This window comes from Streptomyces sp. NH27, from assembly GCF_056859195.1.
Genome location: NZ_JACEGK010000883.1, coordinates 1 through 1640, shown reverse-complemented (window position 1 = coordinate 1640; position 1640 = coordinate 1). Strand labels below are relative to the sequence as shown.

The 1640-nt window shown below is 76.8% G+C and carries 1 pseudogene; it reads left to right on the top strand.

The window, feature by feature from the left end:
- Window positions 1–1640, top strand: a pseudogene (locus tag AC13HU_RS36760) (ATP-binding protein); the annotation flags it as partial.

Sequence of the window (1640 nt, the reverse complement as noted above, 5' to 3'; positions counted from 1 at the left end):
GCTACCGCCCGGCCCGCGCCGAACTGCCCGGGCTGCTGCGCCGGGTCGGCGCCGTGGTCGTGGTGGACGACCTGGAGTTCGGCGGCGCCGGGCTGGAGGAACTGCTCGCCGCGGCCCCCGAATGCGCCTTCCTGATGTCGGCCATGCCCGACGTGCCCGCGCCCGCCGCCGACTCCATGGTCGAGGAGGTCTTCCTGGCCGGCCTCACCCGGGTCGCCAGCATGGACCTGCTCCAGTTCGCCGCCGGCCGGACGCTCGCCGAGGACGAGGCCGCGTGGGCGGCCGACCTGTGGTTCGAGTCCGAGGGGCTGCCGCTGCGCTTCGTCCAGGCGGGCGCGCTGCTGCGGCAGCGGGACGCGCTGCGGGCACCGGTCGAGGAGCCCGAGCCGACGGAGTGGGACGACTCGGTGTGGGAGAAGGGCTCGCCGGGTTCGGGTACCGGCGCGGGCGAGCGGTCCGCGGTCGTACGGCAGCCTGCTCCGGCACCGCTGCCCTCGCTCGCGGAGAGCGCCGCGCCCGCGGACCTGCTCGCCTCGCGGCTGAGCGAGGCCGCCCGGGAGGCACTGGCCTTCGCGGTCGCCCTGGACGGCGAGTGCCCGCACCCGTCGCACCTGCCCGCGCTGGTCGGCGACACCCACGGTGACGCGGCGCTCGGCGAGTTGACGTCCGTCGGGCTCGCGGTGCCGGTCGACGCGCACTTCCGGCTGGCGGCCGGGGTCGTACCGCAACTCGCCCCGAGCCTGTCGGTCGACGGCGAACTCTCCGACGTCCAGGCGCACACCGCGGCCCTGCACTACGCCTGGTGGACCGGGCACCCCTCGGTCACGCCCGAGCGGGCCACCGCCGAGTCCGAGGCGATCATCGCGGCGATGATCGCCTGCCGCGACGGCGGGCACTCCAGCGCGACGGTGCTGCTGGCCCGTACGGTCGCGCCCGCGTTCGCCGCGGCGCTGCACTGGGGGGCCTGGGAGCGGGCGCTGCGGGTCGGCCAGGAGGCCGCGCGGCTGTCGGGGGAGGTCGCCGAGGAGGCGTACTTCCTGCACGAACTCGGAGTGCTCGCGCTGTGCACGGGCAACCTCGACCGGGCCCGTGCCGACCTGGAGGCGTCCATCGCGCTGCGCGCCGCGCTCGCCGACCGGCAGGGCACGGTCGTGGGGCGCCGCACCCTCGCACTCGTCACCGACCTCGCAGGGCCCGGCGACCCGGAGATACCGGCGGCGGCGCCGACCGAGCCGCAGCCGGTGGTCGGCGGGACGCTCGCGCTGCCCGAGGCCGTGCCGCCCGTCCTCATCAGCAGGACGCCCGCGCCGGCTGCGGCCCCCGCCGGAGGCCACGCCGCGCCCACCGTGCGGAAGCTCGCGGTGGCCGGCTCCCGGCGCAACCTCGTCGCCGCGGGTACCGGGGTGCTGATCGCCGCCGTGGTCGGCACGATCGTCACCCTCGGGGCCACCTCGGGCGGCGACGACCACCCGGACAACCAGGTCAAGCCGATCGAGTCCGTCCAGCAGGACCCGCCGGACACGACGGCGGCCCCGGCCCAGGACGGCACGACGAGTTCCCCGTCGGCGAAGTCGTCCAGCACGTCGCCCACGACGACATCCTCGGCCACTCCGTCCGCACCCGAGGACACCACGACGCCC